Source organism: Bradyrhizobium sp. 142 (assembly GCF_023074015.1).
GTDB lineage: Bacteria > Pseudomonadota > Alphaproteobacteria > Rhizobiales > Xanthobacteraceae > Bradyrhizobium.
In genome coordinates, this window is the sequence record NZ_JADPKQ010000199.1 from 47,601 (window position 1) to 70,963 (window position 23,363).

General features: G+C 64.3%; 21 protein-coding genes and 2 pseudogenes. 14 read left to right on the plus strand and 9 right to left on the minus strand.

Going from position 1 to position 23,363, the window contains the following annotated elements:
* The first annotated feature begins 136 nt into the window (after positions 1-136).
* A complete protein-coding gene (locus IVA82_RS18140; protein WP_247382687.1) occupies positions 137-790 on the plus strand; it encodes a DNA-3-methyladenine glycosylase 2 family protein in 654 nt (217 codons plus the stop codon).
* Here the strand turns inward: IVA82_RS18140 and IVA82_RS18145 are convergent.
* Positions 787-1,674: a LysR family transcriptional regulator gene (locus IVA82_RS18145; RefSeq protein ID WP_247382705.1), complete on the minus strand. Its 888-nt coding sequence runs from the start codon at positions 1,672-1,674 to the stop codon at positions 787-789. The genes IVA82_RS18140 and IVA82_RS18145 overlap by 4 nt on opposite strands.
* A 181-nt stretch (positions 1,675-1,855) precedes the next feature.
* Here IVA82_RS18145 and IVA82_RS18150 point away from each other — a divergent pair, with 181 nt between their 5' ends.
* From IVA82_RS18150 to IVA82_RS18180, 7 genes are all read left to right on the plus strand, one after another.
* Positions 1,856-2,830, plus strand: coding sequence for a nitronate monooxygenase family protein (locus tag IVA82_RS18150; RefSeq protein WP_247382688.1), 975 nt, complete (start codon positions 1,856-1,858; stop codon positions 2,828-2,830).
* Positions 2,831-2,869: 39 nt separating this feature from the next.
* Entirely contained in the window at positions 2,870-4,054 is a 1,185-nt protein-coding gene (locus IVA82_RS18155; protein WP_247382689.1) for an ABC transporter substrate-binding protein, read from the plus strand.
* A 22-nt stretch (positions 4,055-4,076) separates the two neighbouring features.
* Entirely contained in the window at positions 4,077-5,603 is a 1,527-nt protein-coding gene (locus tag IVA82_RS18160; RefSeq protein WP_247382690.1) for an acyl-CoA synthetase, read from the plus strand.
* A gap of 97 nt (positions 5,604-5,700) precedes the next feature.
* Entirely contained in the window at positions 5,701-6,786 is a 1,086-nt protein-coding gene (locus IVA82_RS18165; RefSeq protein WP_247382691.1) for a DUF2855 family protein, read from the plus strand.
* Between the two features lie 267 nt (positions 6,787-7,053).
* Positions 7,054-8,028 (plus strand): peptidyl-alpha-hydroxyglycine alpha-amidating lyase family protein, encoded by a 975-nt coding sequence (locus IVA82_RS18170; RefSeq protein WP_247382692.1) that lies wholly within the window; start codon positions 7,054-7,056, stop codon positions 8,026-8,028.
* A 217-nt stretch (positions 8,029-8,245) separates the two neighbouring features.
* On the plus strand, positions 8,246-8,803 hold the full coding sequence (locus tag IVA82_RS18175) for an HNH endonuclease (RefSeq protein WP_247382693.1): 558 nt from the start codon (positions 8,246-8,248) through the stop codon (positions 8,801-8,803).
* A gap of 431 nt (positions 8,804-9,234) precedes the next feature.
* Positions 9,235-9,456 (plus strand): dodecin, encoded by a 222-nt coding sequence (locus IVA82_RS18180; RefSeq protein WP_148738297.1) that lies wholly within the window; start codon positions 9,235-9,237, stop codon positions 9,454-9,456.
* A 98-nt stretch (positions 9,457-9,554) separates the two neighbouring features.
* Here the strand turns inward: IVA82_RS18180 and IVA82_RS18185 are convergent.
* Positions 9,555-9,734: pseudogene (locus IVA82_RS18185) on the minus strand (PAS domain-containing protein); the annotation flags it as partial.
* Between the two features lie 15 nt (positions 9,735-9,749).
* On the opposite strand from IVA82_RS18185, the pseudogene IVA82_RS18190 reads away from it, so the two are divergent.
* A pseudogene (locus IVA82_RS18190) lies at positions 9,750-10,348 on the plus strand (diguanylate cyclase); the annotation flags it as partial.
* A gap of 47 nt (positions 10,349-10,395) precedes the next feature.
* Here the strand turns inward: IVA82_RS18190 and bla are convergent.
* On the minus strand, positions 10,396-11,298 hold the full coding sequence (bla, locus tag IVA82_RS18195; RefSeq protein WP_247382694.1) for a class A beta-lactamase: 903 nt from the start codon (positions 11,296-11,298) through the stop codon (positions 10,396-10,398).
* Positions 11,299-11,392: 94 nt separating this feature from the next.
* On the opposite strand from bla, the gene IVA82_RS18200 reads away from it, so the two are divergent.
* Positions 11,393-12,355: a LysR family transcriptional regulator gene (locus IVA82_RS18200; protein WP_247382706.1), complete on the plus strand. Its 963-nt coding sequence runs from the start codon at positions 11,393-11,395 to the stop codon at positions 12,353-12,355.
* Between the two features lie 36 nt (positions 12,356-12,391).
* Here IVA82_RS18200 and IVA82_RS18205 read toward each other — a convergent pair whose 3' ends face one another.
* The 6 genes from IVA82_RS18205 to IVA82_RS18230 form a co-directional block, all read right to left on the minus strand.
* On the minus strand, positions 12,392-13,360 hold the full coding sequence (locus tag IVA82_RS18205; RefSeq protein ID WP_247382695.1) for a dipeptide ABC transporter ATP-binding protein: 969 nt from the start codon (positions 13,358-13,360) through the stop codon (positions 12,392-12,394).
* Entirely contained in the window at positions 13,357-14,337 is a 981-nt protein-coding gene (locus tag IVA82_RS18210; RefSeq protein WP_247382696.1) for an ABC transporter ATP-binding protein, read from the minus strand. Before IVA82_RS18210 ends, IVA82_RS18205 begins: the two co-directional genes overlap by 4 nt.
* Positions 14,337-15,254 (minus strand): ABC transporter permease, encoded by a 918-nt coding sequence (locus IVA82_RS18215; protein ID WP_148738293.1) that lies wholly within the window; start codon positions 15,252-15,254, stop codon positions 14,337-14,339. Before IVA82_RS18215 ends, IVA82_RS18210 begins: the two co-directional genes overlap by 1 nt.
* Entirely contained in the window at positions 15,220-16,179 is a 960-nt protein-coding gene (locus IVA82_RS18220; protein ID WP_247382697.1) for an ABC transporter permease, read from the minus strand. Before IVA82_RS18220 ends, IVA82_RS18215 begins: the two co-directional genes overlap by 35 nt.
* Positions 16,180-16,207: 28 nt before the next feature.
* Entirely contained in the window at positions 16,208-17,998 is a 1,791-nt protein-coding gene (locus tag IVA82_RS18225) for a peptide ABC transporter substrate-binding protein (protein ID WP_247382698.1), read from the minus strand.
* 260 nt (positions 17,999-18,258) lie between these two features.
* Complete coding sequence (locus IVA82_RS18230; RefSeq protein WP_247382699.1) at positions 18,259-19,677, minus strand: M20 family metallopeptidase; 1,419 nt, start codon at positions 19,675-19,677, stop codon at positions 18,259-18,261.
* Positions 19,678-19,965: 288 nt separating this feature from the next.
* Here IVA82_RS18230 and IVA82_RS18235 point away from each other — a divergent pair, with 288 nt between their 5' ends.
* The 4 genes from IVA82_RS18235 to IVA82_RS18250 all read left to right on the plus strand — a co-directional run.
* Complete coding sequence (locus IVA82_RS18235) at positions 19,966-20,937, plus strand: S1C family serine protease (protein WP_247382700.1); 972 nt, start codon at positions 19,966-19,968, stop codon at positions 20,935-20,937.
* Positions 20,938-20,960: 23 nt separating this feature from the next.
* Positions 20,961-22,043, plus strand: a complete 1,083-nt coding sequence (locus IVA82_RS18240) for a phospholipase (protein WP_247382701.1) — start codon at positions 20,961-20,963, stop codon at positions 22,041-22,043.
* A 6-nt stretch (positions 22,044-22,049) separates the two neighbouring features.
* Complete coding sequence (locus IVA82_RS18245) at positions 22,050-22,439, plus strand: hypothetical protein (protein WP_247382702.1); 390 nt, start codon at positions 22,050-22,052, stop codon at positions 22,437-22,439.
* Positions 22,440-22,552: 113 nt separating this feature from the next.
* On the plus strand, positions 22,553-23,363 hold an 811-nt coding region (locus IVA82_RS18250; protein WP_247493253.1), incomplete at its 3' end, for an IS701 family transposase.

The window sequence follows — 23,363 nt, forward strand, 5'->3', positions numbered from 1 at the left end:
GGTGCCACACAGCGATCGTGTCAAGGCCGCGGACAAATGCCAGAATCAACCTCATGCTAAGAAGGCTGCACGGTTAGAAGGACGTGGATGGCCGGACAAGTCCGGCCATGATGCCAGAGAGAGTTTGCCGACCAAAATGACCATCCACCTCGAAACCCAGTCCGATCTCGAAGAGGCCGTCCACGCGCTGATCAAGCGCGACCCGCGCCTCAAACCCGTGTTTGAGGTTGCGGGCATGCCGGCCCTGCGGCGGCGCGAGCCGGGCTTTGTGGGGCTCGCGCACATCGTCTGCGGGCAGCAGCTCTCGACCGCGAGCGCGGCGGCGATCTGGGGGCGGCTGTCCGCCGCCTTCGATCCGTTCGACCATGACGCGGTGCGCCGCGCCCGCATCGACCGGCTGGGACGGCTCGGGCTTTCCGCCGCCAAGATCAAGACGCTGAAATATCTCGCGCGCGAAATCATGGCGGAGCGGCTGAATCTCGATGTGCTTGCCGAAGAGGACGCCGACGCCGCGCATCACACGCTGATCTCGCTGCCCGGCATCGGGCCGTGGACCGCGGACGTCTATCTCTTGTTCTGCCTCGGCCATGGCGATGCCTGGCCGGCCGGCGATCTCGCCGTGCAGGAAGGCATTCGTATCGGGCTCGGCCTGAAGACACGGCCGACGGAGAAACAGATGGTGCCGCTCGCCGAACCCTGGCGCCCCCTGCGCGGGGCCGCAGCGCATCTGTGGTGGAGCTATTATCGCGCGGTGAAGAAGCGCGAAGGCGTGATCGCCGGGCAAGCTTAGCCGCGCAAGCTCGCACGATCGGTTCGGGCGCATGCTGCGACAAATTCGACCACAGCACGCACCGCGGGCAGTTCGACGAGGTCGGGATGGGCGAGGAGCCACAGGTCCGCCACGCTGGCGAGCTTCTGTGGCGCGACGCGCACGAGATCCGGATAGCTTTCCGCGACGAAGCACGACAGCGCAGAGATTCCGATCCCGGCGCGGACCGCCGCCAGCATGTCGCCCTGGGACGAGCAACGCATCACGACCCTGCCCTGACGCGTGACGACGTCGCTCCAGCGCGCAAGCTGGACATTGGACGTCTGGTCGGCAAAACCGATAACGCTGTGGCCTTTCCACTCGCCACGCCGTTCCGGCAAGGAGCGTCCGCCGGCATAGTCGCGTGACGCATAGAATCCCGTGCCGAGACGGCCGATCTTGCGGCCGACCAGGTTTTCCTCGCCGCTGTCGAAGGGCCGCAGCACCACGTCCGCCTCGCGCCGGCGCACGCTCGCCGGAAACGGATGGGTGATGATCTCGAGCTGGATGTGATCGTGCGCGCGCAGGAAGGAAGGCAGGCGCGGCATCAGCCAGTGCGAGGCCAGCGTCGCGCCGATCGACAGCTTGACGGTGCCGCGCGCCTTGTGCCCTCCTGCCGAGACCGCCGTCTCCGCCCGCAGCGCTGCCGCCGCCATCGCCTCGGCATGCTCGCGCAGCGTCCGGCCATCCGCGGTCAGCGCCAGGCCGTCGGCGGCGCGCACCAGCAATCTGGTGCCGAGCTGAGCTTCCAGCGCCGCGATCTTGCGGCTGACGGTCGGATGGCTGGTGTGCAGCCGGCGTGCCGCCGCGGTGAAGCTGCCGGTCTCCGCCACCGCGACGAAGGTCTTGCAAAGATCCCAATCCACCTGCAGCCCTTTGTTCAAACCTGAATGGTCGTCTGTTCATTATTGAACGATCAGGGTCCGCTCGCCAACCTTTATAGTGGTGTCAAATCCGCGAATGCGGGCCGGCAAGCCGCCGGCGACAATCAACAGGAAACGCCTTCCCATCCGCAGGCCGGCGGGGCGCGTTTTCCGGGAGGACATCATGGCGCTGCCCGCTCTCTTGAAAGACACCCTCGAACTGCCGGTGGTCGGCTCGCCCCTCTTCATCGTCTCCGGACCGGAGCTGGTGATCGCCCAGTGCAAGGCGGGCGTCGTCGGCTCGTTTCCCGCGCTCAACGCCCGCCCGGCCGAGAAGCTCGACGAATGGCTGAGCCGCATCGAGGATGAGCTCGGCGAATACAAGTCGCGCAATCCCGGCAAAAAGGTCGCCCCCTACGCGGTCAACCAGATCTGCCACGCCTCCAACGACCGGCTGATGAAGGACATGGAGACCTGCGTGAAGCACAGGGCGCCCATCATCATCACCTCGCTGCGGCCGCCCGCCGAGATCGTCGAGGCCGCGCACTCCTATGGCGGCCTGGTGTTCCACGACGTCATCAACGTCAAGCATGCGCGCAAGGCCGCGGAACAAGGCGTCGACGGGCTGATCCTGGTGTGCGCCGGCGCCGGCGGCCATGCCGGCACGCTGTCGCCGTTCGCGCTGGTGCGCGAAGTCAAGCAATGGTTCAAGGGCACGATCCTGCTGTCGGGTGCGATCAGCGACGGCTTCGGCGTCGCCTCCGCCGTGACGCTCGGCGCCGACCTCGCCTATATGGGCACCCGCTTCATCGCGACCGCGGAGGCCAACGCCGTAGATGGCTACAAGAACGCGCTGGTGCAGCATGCGGCGCACGACATCGTCTATACGAATTTGTTCACCGGCGTGCACGGCAACTATCTTGGACCCTCGATCGCCGCCGCCGGGCTTGATCCGGACAACCTTCCGGTCGCCGACAAGACGAAGATGAACTTCGGCTCCGGCGGCAACACGAAATCCAAGGCGTGGCGCGACATCTGGGGCTCAGGCCAGGGTATCGGCCAGATCACCGACGCGCCGCCGGTCGCCGAGCTCGTCGATCGGATGAAGCGGGAGTTCGACCAGGCGCGGCAGGACTTGCTGATCCGCGCCAGCGCCTGATAGCTCGGTCCCAACCAACAAGAACGACGGGAGAATATCATGATGCGGGCGGCCGCTCTGTTTGGCATTGCGTTGCTGACCTTCCTCGCAGACCCCGCCGGTGCGCAGAGCACCGACGAGATCCGGATCGGGCAGACCCTGCCCTACAGCGGTCCAGCCTCGGGCTTCGGCGCGATCGGGCGGACCCAGGAGGCGTTCTTCGAGAAGCTCAATGCCGAAGGCGGCGTCAACGGCCGCAAGGTCAAGTTCATCACGCTGGACGATGCCTATTCGCCGCCGAAGACGGTCGAGCAAACCCGCAAGCTGGTCGAGCAGGAGGAGGTGCTGATGATGTTCGGCTCGCTCGGCACCGCCACCAACAGCGCCGTGCAGCGCTATCTCAACGCCAAGAAGGTGCCGCAGCTGTTCGTGCTCTCGGGCGCCACCAAATGGGCCGATCCGCAGAAGAACCCGTGGACCATGCCGGGCATGGCGGCCTACGAATCCGAGGGCGTGGTCTATGCCAAATACATCTTGCAGACCAAGCCCGACGCCAAAATCGCAATCCTGTCGCAGAACGACGATTTCGGCCGCGACTATGTGGCGGGCTTCAAACGTGCGCTCGGGGCCAAGGCGGCCGGCATGATCATCGCCGAAGCAAGCTACGAGACCAGCGCGCCGACGATCAGTTCGCAGCTTTCGACCTTGAAGGCCTCAGGCGCCAACGTGCTGTTCGGCGTCGTGCTCGGCAAGTTCACCTCGCAGATGGTTAAGGGGGTGGCCGAGATCGGCTGGAAGCCCGAGCTGTTCTTCGTGCCCACCTCGGCCTCCTCGATCTCGTTCCTGGAGCCGGCGGGGCTGGACAATGCCGTCGGCCTGATCTCGTCGAGCAACCAGAAGGACACGATGGACCCGCAATGGGCCGAGGATCCCGGCGTGAAGGATTATTTCGCGTTCATGAAGCAATACATGCCGACCGCGGATCTCTCCAACTCGAACTACGCCGCCGGTTATCACTATGCCACACTGCTGATGACGGTGCTCAAGGCGTGCAAAGACGATGTCAGCCGCGACAACATCATGCGCCAGGCGGCTTCACTCAAGGGCGTCAAGCTGCCGCTGCTGCTGCTGGGCATGACTGTTACGACCGGCCCCGACGACTACCTGCCGTTCCAGCAGCTGCAGCTGCGGCGCTTCAACGGCAAGAGCTGGGTGAGTTTTGGCGATGTGCTGGACGACCGCTAAGCCTGACGGATAGGGACACGACATGATCATCAGCGGTGAACGCCGGATCGACTATTCAGAACTTCATGCGCGGATCAAACGGGCCGCGGGCGGTTTCAGCGCGCTCAGCGCACGAGAAGGCACGCCGGTCGCCATGATGCTGCGCAATGACTTCGCGCTGTTCGAGGTGATCGCAGCTTCGGCCGCGCTCGGCAGACCGGTGGTGCCGATCAACTGGCACCTGAAGGCCGCCGAAGTCCGCTATATCCTGGCCGACAGCGGCGCCGATATCCTGATCTGCCACGCCGACCTGCTGCCGCAGATCAGCGGCGGCCTGCCGGACGGCCTGACGCTGATGGTCATGCCGACGCCGCCGGAGATCGCCACGGCATTCAACATCCCGGCCGCGCTCACAGAGGTTCCGGGCGGACTGACCGACTGGGACGAATGGCGGGACAGCCAGACGGAACTCGCCCAGCCGCCGCTCCGCGGCGCGCCGATGTTCTACACGTCCGGCACCACGGGTATGCCGAAAGGCGTGCGGCGGATGCCAATGCGCCCCGATCAGGTCGCGGCCTCCGAACGCGTCGGCGCGATCGCCTATGGCGTCAAGCCGAACGAGGGTCAGATCGTGCTGATCAACGGCCCGATGTACCATTCCGCCCCGCACTCCTATGGCATGCTGGCCTATCGCAGCGGCTGCACCATTGTGCTGGAAGCCCGGTTCGATCCCGAAGAGCTGCTGCAACTGGTCGAGCGCCATCGCGTCACAAACATGCACATGGTGCCGACGATGTTCGTGCGCCTGCTGCGGCTGCCCGACGAGGTGAAGCGGCGCTACGATCTGTCCTCGCTGCGCTTCGTCGTCCACGGCGCAGCACCCTGCCCGCCCGACGTGAAGAAGGCGATGATCGATTGGTGGGGGCCGGTCATCAACGAATATTTCGGCTCGACCGAGACCGGAATTCCGGTGTGGCATTCCGCCGAGGAGGCGCTGAAGAAGCCCGGCACCGTTGGCCGCGCCATCGAGGGTGGCATCGTCAAGATCTTCCGCACCGACGGCAGCCCGTGCGGCGTCAACGAAGCCGGTGAAATCTACATGCGGCAGGTCTCGGTGCCGGATTTCGACTATCACGGCAAGGCCGCGGCCCGCGCCGAGGCCGGTCGCGACGGGCTCGTCAGCGTCGGCGACGTCGGCTATCTCGACGAGGACGGCTACCTGTTCCTGTGCGACCGCAAGCGCGACATGGTGATCTCCGGCGGAGTCAACATCTACCCAGCCGAAATCGAGAACGCGCTGATTGGAATGCCGGGAGTGCGCGACTGCGCCGTGTTCGGCATACCCGACGCCGAATTTGGCGAGCGGCTGTGCGCCTATGTCGAGTCCGAGCCGGGCGCCGAACTCTCATCCGCCGCGGTCCAGTCGTTCCTGCGCAAGCAACTTGCCAATTTCAAGGTGCCGAAGGACGTCGAATTCCGCGACGCGCTGCCGCGCGAGGCGACCGGCAAGATCTTCAAGCGCAAGCTGCGGGAGCCCTATTGGGCTGGCCATGCACGCGCCGGCGCGTGATGAACGGCTGCAAACAGCGTTTAAAACTATGTTGCTGTTGCAAAAGCTTTGCCGATGAATGATGAGATGCCCGCGCGGACAGAGCCGGGATCAAGTCATGACATCGATCGACTTCGTCGTTGCGAAAGATGACCTCGACCAGTGCAAGACGATCGCGACGGCGCTTCCCGGCGCGGATGCGCTGCCGCCCGACGCCCTGCTAGTGAAGGTCGACCGCTTCGCCTTCACCGCCAACAACATTACCTATGCGGTGCTCGGCGACGAACTGAAATACTGGCAGCTGTTTCCAGCCCCAGGCGGCTTCGGCAACATTCCGGTATGGGGCTTTGGCGAGGTGGTCGAATCGAAGCATCCGAACGTCGCCGTGGGCGAGCGCCTGTTCGGCTATTTCCCGATGGCGACTCATCTTGTCATTGAAGCTACCGACGTCAGCAGACGCGGCCTGCGCGACGGCGCCGCGCATCGCCAAGGCGTGGCACCTGTCTACAACGCTTATGCCCGCGTCAGCGGCGATCCTGCTTACGCGGGGCGGCACGGCGATTATCGGGCGCTGCTGCGGCCGCTGTTCATGCTGTCGTTCCTGGTCGACGACTTCCTCGCCGAGAACGACGATTTCGCTGCAAGCAGCGTGCTGCTGTCGAGCGCCTCGAGCAAGACCGCGTTCGGGCTTGCGCATCTCCTGCATGCGCGCGGCCGCAAGGTGATCGGACTGACGTCAGCCGGCAATACCGGCTTCGTCACCTCGCTCGGCTGCTATGACGAGGTCGTCATCTATGACCGCGTGACGTCGCTGCCATCCGATGCGCCTGTCGCCTTCGTCGACATGGCCGGCAACAGCGCGTTACGTGCCGAGCTGCACCGGCATTTCGGTAGCCAGATGAAATGCTCCGTGCGCGTCGGATTGACGCATCGCGCCACCGCGGCCGACGAGGGCGAACTGCCCGGTGCAAAGCCGCGCTGGTTCTTCGCTCCCGACCAGATCCGCCAGCGCGCTAGGGAATGGGGGCCGGGCGGCATCGAGCAGCGCTTTGGCGCGGCATGGTCGGGTTTTGCGCCGCTGCTGGAGAGATGCCTGACGGTGGTCGAGAGCCGTGGGCCGGAGGCCGTGAGGCAGGTCTATCTCGATACGCTGAAGGGCCGTATTCCGCCCGAGCAGGGCCACATGCTTTCACTGCTCGGGTAAAGCGCTTTTGACATAGGCTGATCCAGTATAGCCTTCGATTGTCAGGGGAAAACGCCCCGATGACGTGCGAGGTCGCGCTTGCTGGACAGGACGAAGGATATTTCCGTATCCGCGCAAGCCTGGCTCGACGAATTCGAGCGTATCTCGTCATTGCGAGCGAAGCGAAACAATCCAGAGTCTTTCCGCGGAGGCGGTCTGGATTGCTTCGCTTGCAATGACAGTGTGGAGACGATCGTGCGCCGCTGACACGAACAGGAGAAAAAAATCATGCCAGCCATTCTCGGCACCGGCGAGCACCGCTACCGCGTCGTCGACAATTTCGCGAAACTGCCTGACGGCTGGCAGCTGACCGACGTCGCATCGGTCGCGGTCGACAGCAAGGATCGCATCTACGTCTTCAACCGCGGCGCCCACCCGATGGTGGTGCTGGATCGCGATGGCAATTTCCTGCGCAGCTGGGGCGAAGGCCTGTTCTCCCGCGCCCACGGCCTGCATATCGATGCCGATGACAATCTCTATTGCACCGATGACGGCGACCACACCGTGCGCAAATGCAGCACCGACGGCAAGGTGCTGCTGACGATCGGCATCCCCGAGAAGCCGACACCGTTCATGAGCGGAGATCCCTTCCATCGCTGCACCCATAGCGCGCTGTCGCCGAAGGGCGAGATCTACGTCTCCGACGGCTATGGCAATGCCCGCGTGCACAAGTTCACGCCCGATGGCAAGCTGATGAAGAGCTGGGGCGAGCCCGGCACCGATCCCGGCCAGTTCAACATCGTGCACAATATCGCCACCGACGCCGACGGCTGGGTCTACGTCGCCGACCGCGAGAACCACCGCGTGCAGGTGTTCGACGGTGACGGCAAGTACGAGACGCAGTGGAACAATCTGCACCGGCCCTGCGCGCTGTGCTGCGGCGGCGGCAAGAATCCGACCTTCATCATTGGCGAGCTCGGGCCCGGCCTCGCGATCAACCGCAAGGTGCCCAACATCGGCCCGCGGCTGTCGATCATGGACGCGAAGGGAAAACGCATTGCGCGGCTCGGCGGCGAGGAAGGCCCGGGCGTCATGAGCGGAAAGTTTCTGGCGCCGCATGGCATCGCGCTGGATTCCAAGGGCGACATCTATGTCGGCGAGGTCGGCGTCGCCGACTGGAAGACGAGCTTTCCGGACGAGGAGATACCGGCCGTGGTGCGCGCGACGCGGTGTTTGCAGAAGCTGGAGCGGGTGCGGGACTAGGTGCCACGGCAAAAGCCACGACGCCCCATCGAAGGTGGTTCCGGGCCAGCCATGCGGACCACGCTTCGGATCGCGGCTTTTTGGGCGTTTTGCCACCCCGCCGCCGCATTGCTTGCGCCCGAATAAGTCGCTCAACGGGCTTCACAATCCCGTCACGCTGCATGTAGTATGTCAATACATGCTGCTTCGCAGCGTACGTGGAGGCCGGGAGCGTTAATTGAACGCACATGTCTCGCAAGGCAGTTGGCCGGTGTTGGTGCTGAATGCGGACTTCCGGCCGCTGAGTTACTACCCGCTGTCTCTCTGGTCGTGGCAGGACGCGATCAAGGCGGTGTTCCTCGACCGCGTCAACATCGTGGCCCATTACGATCAGGCGGTGCGAAGTCCCACGCTCGAGATGCAATTGCCGAGCGTGGTCTCGCTCAAATCCTTCGTCAAGCCGACCACTCATCCTGCCTTCACCCGATTCAACGTCTTCCTGCGCGACCGCTTCAACTGCCAATATTGCGGCTCGCCCGAAGACCTCACCTTCGATCACATCATCCCGCGCAGCAAAGGCGGCCAGACCACCTGGGAGAACGTGGTCGCGGCCTGCTCGCCCTGTAACCTGCGCAAGGGCAATCTCACGCCGGTGCAGGCCAGGATGTTTCCGCGCCAGCACGCCTTCGCCCCGACCGTGCACCAGCTCCACCGCAACGGCCGTCTGTTCCCGCCGAACTATCTGCACGACAGCTGGCTGGATTATCTCTACTGGGATACTGAGCTGGATCCGTAGGGCTCGCGCCGCGGATTACATCCCGATCACATTCCTTGCCACGACGTCGTGCGAACGCAGCGTCTTGTACGGACTCATCATGCTGGCCAGCGCCTGCGGCCTGCTGCAATCGACGAGCCTTGCGACGGGCTTGGACGAGCGCTCCAAGCCGGCGGCGCGCTCATTGTGCTGCTGGCGATGCTCCTACGAATGCTGTGGCGCAATGCGCCGCCGGCCACGGTGATAGCCGCGCCCGGCATCGAACTCGGCTCCCGGCGCGCGCTAACCCGCGCGAGAGGCCAGCGTCACGCCGCGAGCGTCAGCGCCATCGCAGATCGCCGGCATGCGGGTCATGGCGGACGACGGAACTGGAGAGGCTGGCGCCCGTTCAGATGGGAGGTCACGCGGCGGCGGGCGCCGCAGCGCAACCAACCAACCAAGGGAGGCTCACGATGCCTACAGCCGAGAAGGATCACGTCTACAAGATCCTGGAACTGGTCGGATCGTCCGAGACATCGATCGAGGACGCGATCAAGAACGCGATCAGCCGCGCCGCAAAGACCGTTCGCGAGATGAAATGGTTCGAGGTCGTGCAGACACGCGGCCACATCGAGAACAACGCCGTGCGCCACTACCAGGTGACGCTGCGCGTCGGATTTACGCTGGACAAGTGAGCAGCGGCGCCAGACGAATCCGGCGCGCGAGGTCGCCGTGGTTAATATCCTTCAACGATAATCCGTCGAAATATCGAGGATCGCGTCCGGCCGAGTACGACCCGCTCAATGTCCTCCGCATGAATGCCGGCAATGGCTGACGTGCCCAGCAGTTCGTCCGAAGACCAGCCGATGACGCGCACGCATGACGGTGAGGCGTAGAGCATCCGGTTATCCAGCCCGATCCGGGTCACCATGTCGCTTGATTGCCCGGCCAAAGGGCGGAAATGGGCTTCGTTGGCAGCAAGGGCATCGTCGTCGCGGTCGTGCGCGACGTGACCGAGCAAAGGGATCTTCAGGACCAGCTTGCTTCGCTCGCGACGACCGACGGCCTGACCGGCCTCGCCAACCGCAGCACGTTCGACGAGCGCCTCGCGGAGGAATGGGCGCGTGCCCGGCGCGACGGTACGCAGCTCTCGCTCCTACTGATCGACCTCGATCATTTCAAGGCGTTCAACGACCATTACGGACATTTGGCGGGCGATGGTTGCCTGCGCGCGCTGGGCCGGATCCTCTCGGCCGAGGCCAAGCGCCCGGCCGACGTCGCGGCACGCTACGGCGGCGAGGAATTCGCCGTGCTGTTGCCGAACACCGATGCGCAAGGTTGCGCCCGGGTCGGCGAAGAGATTCGCGCGGCGCTGCACGACCTCGCCATGCTGCATGCCCAAAATCCGCCCTCACGGCTGGTCACTGCGAGCCTCGGCGCCGCGACGGGGCTCCCATCCCAACCACCACGGACGGTAGCACACTGGTGGCCGCCGCCGACCGCGCACTCTACGCCGCCAAGGACAGCGGCCGCGACCGGCTGGTGATGTCGGGACAGGTCGTGCCCTGGCCGGCGAAGAGCGCGTGACCAAAACGGAAGCCGCGCGCGAGCCGCAAGGCACGGCTTCTTTGCGCTCATTTGACGGCCTGTCCCACAACAGTTTCCGCGACAAGGCGGCCCACCCCCGCAATCGTAACGTTGCGTTTCTCCGGCGATCCTTGGGAGCCGGTCAGATAGGCCGCAACCAGGACCGGCTTGCGGCGCGGCGGCCAGAAGACACCGACGTCGTTGGTCGTGCCACGATCTCCGGCGCCGGTCTTGTCGGCGACGCGCCAGTCACGGGGCACGCCAGCACGAAGACGGGTATCGCCGGTCTTATTGGCGACCATCCAATCCGTCAGCCTCTGACGCGAGGCCACCGATAGCGCATCGCCGACTATCAGGCGATGCAGATTCTGCAACATTGCGGCCGGGCTGGTGGTGTCGCGCGGATCACCCGGAAGCGCCTCGTTCAGCTCCACTTCCCATCGATCGAGTCGGCTTACGTTGTCGCCAAGCGAGCGGAGAAAGCTGGTGAGGCCGTCGGGGCCGCCGATTTGACGCAGCAGCAGATTGCCGGCCGTATTATCGCTCTGCGTGAGCGCGGCCTCGCAGATTTCGGCAAGAGTCATTCCGGCGGCGACACGGTCCTTGGTCACAGGCGAATACTGCACGACGTCCTTTGCCTCGAAGCGAATGAGTTGTTCGAGCCTCAATTCCGCATGATCGACGCGTTTCAGGACGGCCGCCGAAGCCAGGCATTTGAAGGTGCTGCACATGGGGAAGCGCTCGCCGGCGCGCAAGCCAGTCTCAAGCCCGGTTTCGGTGTCGAGAACCGCGACTCCCAGTCGCCCGAGGCTCTCGCGCTCGATGCGGGCGAGTTCCTCCTCCAAGGGCGATTTCCGCTCCCCCGCGGCACGCGACTCGTTCGACTGCGGAAACACCAGAGCAGCCGCAACGCCCAAAACCCCAAGTCCAAATTGCCGCCTCATCAGCATGTTCATTCTCCCGTGGCGGCGCGAACATGGCCAACGTCGTGACGGCGCACAAACGATCATTTATATGTCGAGCCATGAATTTAACTTGGTCATCATGTCCGTGCGCAAACATCTTCCATTGAACGCCCTGCGTGCCTTTGAGGCTTCGGCGAGGCATCTGAGCTTTACAAAGGCAGGTCTCGAGTTGCGGGTGACGCAGACCGCGATCAGTCACCAGGTCAAACAGCTTGAGGAGATGTTGGGCTCAAGTCTCTTCAGGCGCCTTCCACGCGGGCTTACACTGACGGACGAGGGACTGGCGCTTTTCCCGGTCCTGGCGGATGCGTTCAGTTGCATCAGCGGCGCGATCGAGCGGATCGAAGCGAGGGGAACGCGCGAGGTCGTAACAGTTGGCTGCGTCGGCACCTTCGCAACGGGCTGGCTGCTACAGCGTCTGGATCGCTTTCGACATTCGCATCCCTATATCGACCTGCGCCTGCTCACCAACAATAATCGCGTGGACATCGCAGGCGACGGGCTCGATCTTGCGCTTCGCTTTGGCGACGGTTCCTGGCACGGCACAGACGCGATCCATCTGATGGCGGCGCCGCTCTCGGCCGTTTGTCACCCTGACATCGCAGCCCGCTTGCGAAAGCCGGCCGATCTCGTGGGACAGAATCTGTTGCGATCCTATCGCGCCGAGGAGTGGCCGCTCTGGTTCGCGGTGGCGGGCGCGCCCTGCCCGATGATCCAGGGACCGATCTTCGACAGCTCCCTCGCGATGGCCGAAACCGCGGCGCGCGGCGTCGGCATTGCCCTTGTTCCGATCGCAATGTTTCGGCGCGAGGTAGAGACGGGCCGGCTCGCCCGGCCCTTTTCCGCAGAGGTCGCGGCCGGATCTTACTGGCTGACCTGGCTTAAATCGAAGGAGCTGACGGCCGGCATGCGCGCCTTCCATGATTGGCTGGTCGATGCGGTACGAACGGATACGCCGAGCGGCGAATTGCGTACCGTCTCGGAAGGTCCGGGCAATCCGATCAAGCGCGCTCAGCGCATCCGCGGCAAGCAGCGGGCGTAAATCGTCGATAGGAAACGCAACGGCCCGACGCGCATCTCACGCCAGATGGCACGCCACCAAATGCCCGCCCGCGCCTTCCCTCAGCTCCGGTGCGCTCTCCGAACAGCGCGGCTGGGCGATCGGACAGCGGGTGTGGAAGTGACAGCCTGATGGTGGCTTCATCGGGCTCGGCACGTCGCCCTTGAGTCGGATGCGGTTGCGCTTGAGCTTGGGATCCGGAACCGGCACGGCCGAGAGCAGCGCCTTGGTATAGGGATGCTGCGGGTTGCGGTAGAGATCGCTGGCCTTGGCAAGCTCGACGATGCGGCCGAGATACATCACCGCGACGCGGTCGGAGATGTGCTCGACCACCGAGAGATCATGCGCGACGAAGAGATAGGTCAGGTTCAGCTCGGCCTGGAGATCTTCCAGCAGATTGATGACCTGCGCCTGGATCGACACGTCGAGCGCGGACACCGGCTCGTCGCAGACGATCAGTTTCGGCTCGACTGCGAGCGCGCGGGCGATCACGATGCGCTGGCGCTGGCCGCCGGAGAACTCGTGCGGGTAGCGGCGCATGTGCTCGGCCTTGAGGCCGACCTTCACGAGCAGGCTCGCGACGCGCTCCTCACGCTCCTTGGCCGATGCGCCGAGCTTATGGATGACGAGCGCCTCGCCGAGGATGGCGCCGACCGTCATGCGCGGATTGAGCGAGGCGAACGGATCCTGGAACACGAGCTGCATGTTCCGCCGCATCGCGCGCAGATCGTTGCCACCGAGCTTGCGCACGTCCTGGCCGTCGAAGGTGACCTCGCCGTCGGTCGGCTCGATCAGGCGCAGCACGCAGCGCCCTGTCGTCGACTTGCCGCAGCCGGATTCGCCGACCAGGCCAAGCGTCTCGCCGCGATTGACCGAGAACGACACGCCGTCGACCGCATAGACGCTGCCGACCTGACGCGACAGCAGGCCGCCGAGCACGGGAAAATGCTTCTTCAGGTTGGAGACCTGCAGCAAGGGCTCGCTCATGCCGCGTCTCCCAAATGACAGGCCATGCGGTGGCCGGGCGCGATTTCGCGCAAGAGCGGCTCCTTCTCGGTGCAGATGCTCATTGCGTGGCGGCAGCGCGCGGCAAAACGGCAGCCGACCGGTGGATTGATTAGGATCGGAACCGAGCCGCCGATCGCCTCCAGCCGCGTCTTGTGCTCGGCGTCGAGGTCGATGCGCGGGATCGAGCGGATCAACCCTTGCGTATAGGGGTGGCGCGGGTCGGCGAACAGCTCGTCGACGCCCGCCTCCTCCACCACCTTGCCGGCATACATCACGACGACGCGCTGCGCGGTCTCGGCGACGACACCCATGGCGTGGGTGATCAGCATCACCGCCATGCCGAAGCGCTCCTTCATGTCCTGCAAGAGGTCGAGGATCTGCGCCTGGATGGTGACGTCGAGCGCGGTGGTGGGCTCGTCGGCGATGATCAGCTTGGGCTTGCAGGCGAGCGCCATCGCGATCATCACGCGCTGGCGCATGCCGCCGGAAAACTGATGCGGATAGTTGTGCACGCGGCCTTCGGCGTTGGGAATCTGCACCAGCTTCAGCATCTCGATGGTCCGCTCGAGCGCCTGCTTCCTGGTGACGGCCTCGTGGCGGCGCAGGCTCTCGGCGATCTGCTCGCCGATGGTGAGCACGGGGTTGAGCGAGGTCATCGGCTCCTGGAAGATGAAGCCGATTTCCTTGGCGCGGATCTCGTCGAGCTGGTTGCTCGTCAGCGGCACCAGATCGCGGCCCTCGAAGATGATCTCGCCCGCCGCGATGCGGCCGGGCGGCATCGCGATCAGCTTCAGGATCGACATCGCGGTGACCGTCTTGCCGCAGCCGGATTCGCCGACGACGCAGAGCGTCTCGCCCCTGTTGATGGAGATGTCGACGCCGTCGACTGCCTGCAAGATGCCGTCGTCGGTGGAGAAGTGGGTTTTGAGGCCCTTGATTTGCAGCAGCGGCGCCATCAAATCACCCGTCGCGCATCGAGCGCGTCACGCAGACCGTCGCCGATGAAATTGATGGCGACCACCGCGATGAAGATCGCGCCGCCCGGAAACAACGCCCAGTGCGGGCCGATGTCGAGAAAGTCCTTGGCGTCATACAGCAGCCGTCCCCAGGTCGGCGTATCCGGGGGGAAGCCGAGACCGAGGAAGGACAGCGTGGACTCGGCGATGATGGCGGCGGCAACGTCGATGGTGCCGGCGATGATCACCGGACCGAGCGCATTGGGCAGGATGTGCCGTACCACTTGGCGCACCGGACTTGCGCCAAGCGCACGGGCGGCCTCGACGAACTCCTTCTCGCGGATCGACAGGAACTGCGCGCGCACCAGCCGCGCGACCGGCATCCAGCGCAGGCCGCCGATGACAAGCACGATCAGGATGAAAATGCCGCCCTCGGGGCCGAATGCGACCTTCAGTCCGTCGCGGAAGAGATAGATGAGCAGCAGCAGGAGCGGCAATTGCGGCAGCGACAGGAAGAGGTCGGTAAGCCACATCAGGCCGTGGCCGAGCGCGCCGCGCGACATGCCGGCGAGCGCACCAACGAGAGTGCCGATGAAGACAGAGACCAGCATGGCCGCGAGCCCGACCGCGAGCGAGATACGCCCGCCATAGATCATGCGCGCCAGAATATCCTGGCCGAGATCGTCGGTGCCGAAGGGATGGGCAAGCGACGGCCCCTGCATGCCCGCCACGATATCGATGTCGTCGATCTTGACGCGCCAGATGAAGGGACCGACCACGACGGCGAGAATGAGAATGAGCAGCAAGAATGCGCTGACAACAGCGAGCTTGTGGCGGCTGTAACGCCGCCACGTCTCGCGCCAGGGCGAGTAGACCCGCCGCTCAGCGGAGGGAGATGCGAGGGTCAAGCCAGCCATACAGCACATCCGCGATGAGATTGAAGAGCACCACCAGGCAGGCGAACACAAAGGTCACGGCCATCACCACCGGGGTGTCATTGGAGAGAATGGAGGAGATCAGCAACGAGCCGATGCCGGGAATGCGAAAAATCTGCTCGGTGACGATCGCGCCGCCGAACACCGCCGGCATCTGCAACGCAATGAGCGTGACCACCGGGATCATCGCATTGCGCATCACGTGCTTGACGATGACCTTGGCCTGGCCGAGGCCCTTGGCGCGCGCCGTGGTGACGTAGTCGAGCCGGATCACGTCGAGCACTGCCGAGCGCACGAAGCGCGTCATCGACGCCGCCTGGAACAGGCCGAGCACGGCCACCGGCATGATCGCCTGCCGGATCATCTCGAGCACCCAGTGGATGCCGGTGCCCTTGATGTCGGTCGTGTAGACGAAGGGCAGCCAGTCAAGCGTGATCGAGAAGACCAGGATGAACAGGATGCCGGTGAAGAAGGTCGGCAGCGAAAAGCCGACGAAGGCGAGCGTGTTGGCCACCTGATCGAACAGCGAATAAGGTTTCGTCGCGGCATAGACGCCGACCGGGATCGCGATCAACAGCGCCAGGATCTGGGCCGAACCGATCACGTAGAGCGTGGCCGGCAGGCGCTGGAGGATGAGCTGGTCGACATCCATCCGGCTGACGAAGGAGAAGCCCCAGTCGCCGTGCAACATGGCGTTGAGCCAGTGCAGGTAGCGAAGATAGATCGGGTCGTCGAGGCCGAACTTGGCCCGAAGCGCGGCCTGCACTTCGGGCGGCACGTTCGGGTTTGTCGCCAGCTCGGAGAACGGATCGCCCGGAGCGAGCGCGAGCACGACGAACAGCACGACCGAGATTCCGAGCAAGCTCGGAATCGCGATCAGGAGGCGACGCAGGACGTACTGACTCATAGGAAATGTCCCGTTTACGCCCGCGCGATCATGCCTCCCGGTACCAGTCGAACAGGTTATCGGTCTCGTTGGCCCAGCCGCTGACGATACAGACGAGGTTGTTGGCCGCGGCCTCCACCTTGAGGCGGTGCTGCACCGGGATGAAGACGACCTCCTGAATCAAGAGGTCATTGGCCTTGATGTAGAGCTCGGCGCGCTTGATCGGGTCCATCTCGGCTTCAGCCGCTGCGATGATCGCGTCGTAGTCCTTGTTAACCCAGCGCGGGTAGTTCGTGCCCTGCCACTTGTTTTCCTTGGTTGCCACCTTGTCCGACGTATAGCGGCGCATGTGCTGCGATGGATCCGGCTGGCTCATGGGAATCTGGAACATCTCCAGGTCCGCGTAGAACTTCGGATAGGTGTCGGGATTGCCGACGTCCGAGGAGAAGAACACCGAGGCGACGACTGATTTGAGCTCGACGTCGATGCCGGCCTTCTGACAGGCCTGTTTGACGATGGCCTGGGTCTTCTGGCGCGGCCCGTTGATCGAGGTCTGGTACAGAAGCTTCAGCTTCTTGCCGTCCTTCTCGCGGATGCCGTCCGCGCCGGGCTTCCAGCCGGCGTCATCGAGGAGTTTCGTCGCCTTCTCGATGCTGAATTCCCAGGTGTTGTTCTTGGATACGAACTTCTCGGGACCGTTGAGGAAGTTTGCGGTGGTGCGGCCGGCACGGCCGTAGATCGCCTTCTTGACCGACTCGCGATCGACCAGCATCGACAGCGCCTTGCGCACGGCCGGATCAGAGAACAGCGGATGCTTGGTCTTCATCGAGGACCGCTCGCCATCGACCTCGGTATTGGGGTCGGTGAAATTGAGCGCGATGAACTCGGTGTCGCCACCCACGGCGTAGACGGCCTTGCCCTTGCCGCCCTTCTCCAGGCGCAGCAGCACGTCATCTTCGACCTGGATGTTGTAGCCGAAATCGTATTCGCCGGTCTGGATCACCGCGCGCGCTGCCGAAACGGCGTCACCGCCGCCCTTCATCTCAAGCGTATCGAAATAGGGCCGGTTCGGCATGTGGTAGTCGGGATTGATCACACCGCGCACGAGATCGCCGGGCTTGAATTCCACGAACTTGTAGGGACCGGTGCCGACAGGTGACAGGTTGTTCGGCGCCTCGCGGGATTTGGCGCCTTTGTAATCCGCAAAAAGATGCTTGGGGATGATGGAATTGGGGGCGCCGACGAAAGCGTCGGCCCAGAAGGGGGTCGGCTTGGCGAAAAGGACGCGCACCGTGAGATCATCGATCTTTTCGACCTTGATGTCGCGGTAGGTGCCGATGGTCACGGCTGCGGTGGCGGGATCGCTGGCATATTCCCAGTTGAACACGACGTCGTCGGCGGTGAACGGCTTGCCATCGTGCCATTTGACGCCGGGCTTGAGCTTCCAGGTCACCGACTTGCCGTCGGCGGCGAGCCCGCCGTTCTGGATCGAGGGAATCTCCGCCGCCAGAACCAGCTTCATGTTGCCGTCGGGATCCCAGGAGGCGAGCGGTTCGTAGAACAGGCGCGATCCGTCCTGGTCCTTGGTGCCGGTGGCGAAATGCGGGTTGAGCAGGGTGGGTCCCTGCCACCACAGCAGCTTCAGCGCACCGCCGCCACCGCGCTTGGTCGGCTTGTAGGTCGAAGGACCTTCGGCCACGGCGACGCCGCCGAGAGCGAGGATCTGGTAGGCGAGCGGGGCAGTCAGACCGACAGCGCCCATGCGCTGGATAAAGGCACGGCGATCCATCCGCCCGTCCTTCACATCGCCGATCATCGAACGCAGTTTTTTATCCAGCATGGTTGTCCCCCGTCTGGTTCCGTATGGATGCAGGCGTCCGCGCGAGCGGCCGCCGGGTTTGGCTGGCGGTAGATGGCACACCGAATAGGGTGCCCGTCAACTGGGACCGTGTGTATGCAAACGGTCTTCTGGCTGTCCGTTGGGCAAAAGTGCGTTCCGCAGCCCAAGCGTTCGGCAATCCGGCGGCAAAACACGCCGGAATCCACATTGCGCTGCGGAAAATATGTTCGCCGGATCAGACGAAGTATCGAGACGAAATTCTACGCGACGGACATGTCCAGCGGCGGCGCGACATGATCCGGCAGCGGGCACACGTAGGGTGTCTTGGCCGTTCGCCTCTCAAGGTCGGCCTTCGCAGCCTCAATCAGCTCCGGTTCCGTGAGCGCCTTGATGCCGATTGCGGCCATCGCCTTGGCCGCCTGCACCATGGCCTTGTGGGCGTGCGCACTCTTGCCCTGCGCCACCACCTGCCAGGTGTGGAATGGCGTGCCGATTGCAACCGTGGGTGCGTGAACCTGCACGGTCGGCACCACCCAGCTGACATCGCCGACGTCGGTCGAGCCTACAAGCGGATTGCGCTTGGCATCGAGCGGCACCAGGAAATCGGCCAGCGGCCGATCGGTCGGCTCCATGCCGATCGCATAATAGACCGACTCGATATCCTTATCGGTCAGTGTCGCCCGGATCTGGGTCGCGAAGCCCTTGTCCGCGTCGTCGAAATGCGGCGGTCCAAGCTCTTCCATAACCCGGTGCAGCGCCTGCTCCAGCGGGGTATTCGGCAGGATGTTGGAGACCGCGGAGATGATCTTCATCTCCACCTTGGTCTCGGTCATCAGCGCTGCGCCCTCTGCGATCTTGCTCACGCGCCCGACCAGTTCGTTCATGCCGGGCAGATCACGGGCACGAATGGAGTAGCGTACCCGCGCATGGGCCTGCACCACGTTGGGGGCGATGCCGCCGGTGTCGAGCAGCGCGTAATGCACGCGCGCGTCGCTCGGCATGTGCTCGCGCATGTAGTTGACGCCGACATTCATCAGCTCCACCGCATCTAGCGCGGAGCGGCCGAGATGCGGCGAGGCCGCGGCGTGCGAGGTACGACCGGTGAAGATGAAGTCGGCCCGGGTGTTGGCGAGCGACGGCGTCACCGCGACTTCCCAGAAGCTGTGTGGATGCCAGGTGATGGCGATATCGGCGTCTTCGAATGCACCGGAGCGCACCATGAAGGCTTTTGCCGCGCCGCCTTCTTCGGCCGGACAGCCATAATAACGCACCCGCCCCGGCACCTTGTTCTCGGCGAGCCAGTCCTTCACCGCGGTCGCGGCGAGCAACGCGGCGGAGCCGAGCAGATTATGACCGCAGCCATGACCATGGCCGCCGGTCTCGACCGGACGATGCTCGGCGACGCCCGCCTCCTGGCTAAGGCCCGGCAACGCATCATATTCACCCATGAAGGCGATGACCGGTCCGCCTTGGCCCCATTCGCCGATCACCGCGGTCGGAATGCCGGCGACGTTCTCGGTGATACGGAAGCCCTGATGGCGCAATTCGGTCAGATGCTCGGCGGCGGACCGCGCTTCCGTGTAGCAGACCTCCGGCATACCCCAGACCTTGTCGCTAAGGTCGATGAAACGTGCCTTGATCGTGTCGATGCCACGCCAGATGTCGCTGCGGTTGTCCATGCTTCGGTCCGTGATCTCTTTGGTCAAAACGAAGCGGCAATGGTTAGCAGCTTCGTTGCACCCCGCCTAGCACCCCGCCGGACAGCAGCCATGCGGCCGATGCCGGATCGGAAGCCGCCTACCGAGCGGGCACGAACTGTTCCTCCGCCTTTCGAAGATTTCACAAGCCGTTCTCCGGAATAGTTGGGAGCGAGGCTTTCAAGACGGCCTTCTCCGGCCTAAATTATGCGTGCTTCGTGCATCGTCCGCAGCAATTTGCGGAGCAATGCTCTCAGCCAGGAGAACTCCATGCCCGCTTTGACCGAATGGAGGGTGCCGCCGGCCAATCAACCGCGTGCGAGCGATTACGGTTTCGATCTCGACCGTGCGCTCGCTTCAGTCGTCGGCCTGCACGCCATCATACCGCCGGACGCCTTCAGCGCCGAGACGCTGGGCACCGAGCGCGCCGGCAACGGCGTCGTGATCGACGACGGGCTGGTGCTCACCATCGGCTATCTCATCACCGAAGCGGAGTCCGTGTGGCTGCATCTCGGCGACGGACGCGTGGTGGAAGGGCATGTGCTCGGATTCGATTCCGAGTCCGGCTTCGGCCTGGTGCAGGCGCTCGGCCAACTGGACGTCGCGCCGCTGCCGCTCGGCTCGTCGGCGGCAACCCGGCTCGGCGACCGTGTCGTGGTCGGCGGCGCCGGTGGACGTACGCGGTCGGTTGCGAGCCAGATCGTGGCCAAGCAGGAATTCGCCGGCTACTGGGAATATCTGCTCGACGAGGCCATCTTCACCTATCCCGCCCATCCCAATTGGGGCGGCACGGCGCTGCTCAACGAGCGCGGCGAGTTGATCGGCATCGGCTCGCTCCAACTCGAACGTGAGCGCGACGGCAAGGCCGAGCATGTCAACATGATCGTGCCGATCGACCTGTTGAGCCCGATCCTCGACGATCTGCGCAAGTTCGGGCGCGTCAACAAGCCGGCACGGCCGTGGCTCGGACTGTACTCCACCGAGATCGACAACCGCGTGATGGTGATCGGCATTTCCGCCAACGGTCCGGCCGCGCGTGCCGAACTCAAGACCGGCGACGTCATCCTCGCGGTGGACGGCGACAAGGTCACGAGCCAGACGGCATTCTACAAGAAGATGTGGGCGCTCGGCGCCGCCGGCATCGATGTGCCGCTCACCGTGGATCATGAGGGCGTCACCTTCGACGTGACGGTGACGTCGACCGACCGCTTCAAGCTCCTGAAGGCGCCCAAGCTGCACTGACCCTGAAGCCCGAGGAAGCGGCGATGACCGAGGCCGTGGTCGACGACATCGTGGCCGTTCTGCCGCCGTTGCTCAATGCACTGGAAGCGCTCGGCTTCTTCCAGCGCAACCTGCATCCGCCGGTCTTTGCCTCCGTGATGAACGCGATCGGCGCGCCCGAGGAGGCGCTGCAAGCGGCAGGCGCGGCGATCGGGGAGTGGCCGGAGCAGTTCGCCGGCCTTCGTATCCAGCTGGATCGCGCCTGCGACGAGACACTCGCCGCCTTCGCCGGGCTGCGCGATGTCGAGCGCGGCAACGGCGACCTGGTCGCGGTCTTCCGCGCGCTGCGCCACGTCCCGCGCGCGCAGGAGGCGCTCTATCCGCTCGCGGCGCAGTTTCCGCCGGTAAGCAGCTTCTTCCTCAACGTTGCCAGCCGCGAGGACGAGAGCCTGCTGGCCCGGCTCGCATCAGACGCGGGCGAGCACACCGGCATCTTCCATGATCACAACGAGCCCGGCAGCCGTGGCGGCTTCTCGGTCTATGTGCCCGAATATTACAGGTACGACCGCGCCTGGCCGCTGGTGATGGCGCTGCATGGCGGTAGCGGTAACGGCCGCGGATTCCTGTGGAGCTGGCTGCGCGACGCCCGCAGCCTGGGTGCGATCCTGGTGACGCCGACCGCAAGCGGCCAGACCTGGGCACTGATGGGCGATGATACCGACACGCCCAACCTCATGCGCATCCTCGAGACCGTGCGCAGCCGCTGGACCATCGATGCCTCGCGCCTGCTGCTGACCGGCATGAGCGACGGCGGCACCTTCTGCTACGTCACGGGGCTGGAGGGCGCTTCGCCCTTCACACATCTTGCGCCGGTGTCCGCGACCTTCCATCCGCTGATGGCGGAAATGGCCGACGCCGCGCGCATGCAGGGCCTGCCGATCTTCATCACCCACGGCAAACTCGACTGGATGTTTCCGGTGCAGACCGCGCGGCAGACGCAGGCGGCGCTCTCGGCCGCCGGCGCGGACGTCACCTATCGCGAGATCGACGACCTCAGCCATACCTATCCGCGCGAGGTCAACGCGGAGCTGTTGCGGTGGCTGAATGGCGGACAGGTGCCGTCATAGCAGCCCGTGTTTGAGACGCACGACAGGCAATGCGCTGACGCGATCCCGAGCTTCACGCAGGACCCGACGATCGGCTGCACTCAGGCTGCGAAGGTCTCCATCGGCTCAAAGCGGCGCGGCATCGAATACCCTTCGGGGCGCATTTTCCGGCAGCGCCGCGCCCATCGCAAACGACAAACGCCCGCGCCAGAACTCCCAGGAACGATCGCTGAACCAGCCCGGTTGGGCGCAGAGCATGATCCCTACGAGATGCGCCTGCCCCAGCGCTGCCTCCAACTAGAGAATATCCCGATATGTCCCGAGGTTCATGATCTGCGCAACGACGCGATCCTCGGAAAAGGGCGATCCGTCGACCGGTCGCCACCACAGATATCTGCGGCCGAGTTTATCGATTAGGCCTTTGGACGCGTCGTCTATCATTCGTCTGAGTATAGTGAACCCGATCACCTTAATCCACGGCTTAGCATTACAGTTGCTTTGTTTGCAGACTTCTGAATCCATGGGCAACCATGATTCGAATGTCGTGGGCGCGGGCCGCGTCGGTTGAGGAGACGCTTGCGTTGTGGGCGGCGTCGCTTCGAGAGATCAAGCAGCGGATACGTCCGTTGTTCACGCAAGAGCGTGTGGCGACGAATGCAGGCCTGTTCCTGGAAGGTCTGCTCGGAGATGAGCAGCGCAAGACCGGTTGGATGCGCGCGGAGGCGGCTGGCGATCCTGGCCCGTGGCGTCAGCAGGCGATCCTGGGTCGCGGGGATTGGGACGCTGATGCCCTGCGCGACATCGTCCGGGACTATGTCATCGAGCACTTGGCGGATGACGATGCGGTGCTGGTGATCGACGAGACCGGCTTTCTCAAGCAGGGTAAGGCCTCGTGCGGAGTGGCGCGGCAATACACTGGTTCGGCAGGGAAGATCACGAACTGCCAGATCGGCGTCTTCGCTACCTACGTTTCGCGTCATGGTCATGCGTTCATCGATCGCGCGTTGTATCTTCCGAAGGAATGGACCGACGATCCAGATCGTCTGGAAGCCGCATACGTGCCTGCCGATGTCGGCTTTGCGACCAAACCAAAGCTTGCGACGAGAATGATCGCACGTGCGATAGCCGCGTCTGTACCATTCAAGTGGGTTGCCGGTGATACGGTCTACGGTGTTGGCGACATCGAACAGCAACTACGGCGGGCAGGCAAAGGCTACGTGCTTGGGGTCAGCAGCGCTCATGTGTTTCGATCCTGGGGCAAGCGACCGCCGGTCGCCGGTACGGCCGCGGACCTCGCCCGGACGCGGCGCCCGTCCGACTGGAAGCGCCTGTCGGCGGGCA